This window comes from Nocardia sp. CC201C, assembly GCF_030010695.1.
In the GTDB taxonomy this organism is placed as follows: domain Bacteria; phylum Actinomycetota; class Actinomycetes; order Mycobacteriales; family Mycobacteriaceae; genus Nocardia; species Nocardia otitidiscaviarum.
In genome coordinates, this window is sequence record NZ_JASCXP010000604.1 from 1 (window position 1) to 3,057 (window position 3,057).

3 protein-coding genes and 1 pseudogene are annotated in these 3,057 nt (G+C 68.6%); 2 read left to right on the forward strand and 2 right to left on the reverse strand.

The genetic code is table 11. The features are described from left to right. A pseudogene (locus QK444_RS34745) lies at positions 1-507 on the reverse strand (signal recognition particle-docking protein FtsY); the annotation flags it as partial. Positions 508-766: 259 nt separating this feature from the next. Between QK444_RS34745 and QK444_RS34750 the strand changes: the two are divergent. After that, positions 767-1,156: a DUF2237 domain-containing protein gene (locus QK444_RS34750; protein WP_029930042.1), complete on the forward strand. Its 390-nt coding sequence runs from the start codon at positions 767-769 to the stop codon at positions 1,154-1,156. Positions 1,157-1,228: 72 nt separating this feature from the next. Here the strand turns inward: QK444_RS34750 and QK444_RS34755 are convergent, their stop codons facing one another. Further along, positions 1,229-2,338: an FAD-dependent monooxygenase gene (locus tag QK444_RS34755; RefSeq protein WP_282786240.1), complete on the reverse strand. Its 1,110-nt coding sequence runs from the start codon at positions 2,336-2,338 to the stop codon at positions 1,229-1,231. Positions 2,339-2,532: 194 nt separating this feature from the next. On the opposite strand from QK444_RS34755, the gene QK444_RS34760 reads away from it, so the two are divergent. Beyond that, on the forward strand, positions 2,533-3,018 hold the full coding sequence (locus QK444_RS34760; RefSeq protein WP_195122008.1) for a pyridoxamine 5'-phosphate oxidase family protein: 486 nt from the start codon (positions 2,533-2,535) through the stop codon (positions 3,016-3,018). Positions 3,019-3,057 lie beyond the last annotated feature (39 nt).

Consider the following 3,057-nt stretch of genomic DNA (forward strand, 5'->3'; position numbering starts at 1 on the left):
GGGGGCGACCAGATCCGGGGCGGTCCCTTGCTCAGCCACGCCCGGCTTCTCAGCCACGTCAGACTTCTCAGGTGCGACAGTTCCGGTGGCCTCGGGCTCGGTGGTCGCGCCGGGCGTGTCGGACTCGGGCGCGGGGGGAGCCTGCGGACCCTGCTCGGGCTCCGGCAGACGCACGTCGGTAATGCCGCGTCGGGCCGCGTCGCGAGGCACGGCCGCGTCGTCGCCGATATGCGGCTGGCCCTCGTCGTCGGTGCGCTCGACCGGCGGCGTCGGTGGCCGTACCGGTTCCGGGGTGGGTTTCGGCGCCGTGGCCGTGCCACCGCCCTGGCTGAAACTGAAGCCGCCCGCTGCCGTGTAACCGCCCGACTTGTCCGTGACCTCCTTGGTCTCGGTGGTGTCGGGGGTCAGCGAGATACGCCGACGCTTGTACAGCACGAAACCGGCGACGAAGGCCACCAGCAGCACCGCGGCGATCGCGGCAATCAGAATCCAGGCGTCTGCAGTCACGGCACCATCCTTTCAGAGAGTTCGCCGCCGCCCGATTCGCCCACCTGTCCGTCGAGGGCGCTCCGACCGGCCCGTGAGCCCTGCCGACATGCCGAATCGGACGACGGCGTGTGCAATAACACACAGGCCGGTACGGGAACCGGAGGACACGCCGGAACGAGTATGCGCGGAGGCTCCATCTACCGACCGGTTTGGACGACAACGTGCCGAGCCCGCGAAGCAGCGGCGAATCCGACACCAAGACAATAGGATCGGCCACGTGACCGATCGAAATGTGCTTGGGGGACCGCTGGAGGAGTGTGGCACCGATCCTCTCACCGGCTTCTATCGGGACGGCTGCTGTAGTACCGGCCCCGAGGATCTGGGCAGTCATACGGTGTGCACCGTCGTGACCGCCGAATTCCTGGACCACCAGAAGTCGATCGGCAACGACCTGCTGACCCCGCGTCCCGAGAACAACTTCCCCGGCCTGCAACCCGGCGACCGCTGGTGCGTGGTGGCCGTCCGCTGGCTGCACGCCCACGAGGACGGCGTCGCCGCCCCCGTGATCCTGGCCGCCACCCACGAGAACGCCCTGGAGGTGATCCCCATGGACACCTTGCGCAAATACGCCGTCGACGTCCCCGACGACGTCAGCGATCTGCTGTGAGAACGTGCGGGTTCGTCGGGGTCACGGTCACCGCCGGATACCGGCGCGACCTCGGCGGTATGCGATCGATTGTCACCGGGAGGGCAGCAGGCGGATCGCGGTGTCGCGAAGCAGGATCGCGGGGCGGGAACCGGGAATGAGCAAGGCGGCCGCGAGCCGCAGACCGCGCTGTTCGCCTCCGGCGACGCCGCGGTGCCGGTGCTCGTAACGGTACAACGCCGCTCGGGGCAGTTCGGGGGTGCGCGCCAGTTCCTCGGCGAGGGTGCGCGCGCCGACGATGGCCGTACTGGAGCCGTTGCCGAACAGTGAGACGCAGGAGGCGGCGTCGCCGACCAGGGCGACCCGGCCGTCCGACCAGCGGGGCAGCCGCACCTGGCCGACCGAGTCGAAGTAGAGGTCCGGCGCGGCGCGCACCTGGTCGAGCAGATCGGCGAAGATGCCGGTGCGGTGGGTGAATTCGCCGATGAGGATGCGCTTGTGCGCTGCGGTCTCGCGATAGTCCAGCCCCGGAATCTCCCCGCGCCGGAACATGAACGCAGCGAGCGGTCGGCCACCCGCCGGGTGCACGGAGACCGACCGGCCGGGTGTGTTGTACATGAGCACTTCGCGATCGTCACCGACCAGGCGTTCCACCGGCAGAGTGGAGACGTAGATCCCGCTGTGCCGCAGAAAGTTTCGTTCGGGCCCGAAGACCAGCCGCCGCACCGTGGAGTGCAGGCCGTCCGCGCCGACGACGTAGTCGAAGTGCTCGGGCGGTGCCTGGTCGAAGCGGACGCGCACCCCGGAGACATCCTGCACCAGCCCGGTTATCGTGTCGCCCCAGCGAATCTCGGCCCGGTCACCCGCCGCCGCGAGCAGGACGCCCGCCAGATCGGCTCGCGCCACCTCGATTTCGTCCTCACGCTCCCCGAATGCCGACGTGCGCACAGTGGCTCGCCGCCGCCCGGTGCCGTCCACGAAGGTGATCCGCTCGACATGGGTCGCGCCCGCACGCAACTCGGGCATGATGCCCATTTCGGTGACCACATCCACGGCGGCCCCGCGCACATCCACCGGACTGCCGCTGGTCCGCCGGTGCGTCGCCCGTTCGACCACGGTCACCGCGAATCCGTACTCGCCGAGCCAGTAGGCCAGCGTCGATCCCGCGATACCGGCACCGGAAATCAGCACTGTCGCGCTCATGACATCCACCTCACCCGCGTCGGGACGATCCCACCTGTGCCGCCCCCTACGAGGATGCGACGAAAAGCCGGTCGGCGCATGAACTTCGGCGATCACGGCAATCTGTCGGTGCTCCGTGCGATGATGCGCCCACACACGATCGGCGCGGGGAAAGCGGCCACGACGGGGAGGCTGCGATGACGAGGGAGTTGGCGATGACGACATTCGACACCATCAGGGATGAGTTCTTCCGATTCACCGGCGAGATCGTGTGGTGCACCATCACCACCGTCGATGCCGACGGTCGCCCGCGCTCGCGCATCCTGCACCCGATCTGGGAGATGGAGGGCGACCGTCCGGTGGGCTGGATCTTCACCAGTCCCTCGCCGATCAAGGCGCGCCATCTGGCCGCCAATCCGACTGTGGCGTTCAGCTATTGGAGCCCGGCGCACAACACCGTCTCCGGTGAGGCCGTCGCCTCCTGGGTGACGGACGACGCGGTGAAGAAGCACGTCTGGGATCTGTTCACGACAGCGCCGGAACCCCTGGGCTACGACCTCACCACCTTCGGTGTGAGCGGCCCGGACGATCCGAAGTTCACCCTGCTACGCCTGGACCCCGACCGCGTGCAGGTGCTCGATGTCGCCACCTCGTCCGGGACCTTCACCCCGACCGTAGTCCGGCTGGGCAGCCCTGACTGACGCGACCGACCGACCGGCCCGGCTCGAACCGAATCGTAG

What these genes read in the sequence shown, in the direction of transcription:
- QK444_RS34755 (WP_282786240.1), bottom strand. Translation starts at nt 2,338, where the DNA reads ATGAGCGCGACAGTGCTGATTTCCGGTGCCGGTATCGCGGGATCGACG.
- QK444_RS34760 (WP_195122008.1), top strand. Translation starts at nt 2,533, where the DNA reads ATGACGACATTCGACACCATCAGGGATGAGTTCTTCCGATTCACCGGC.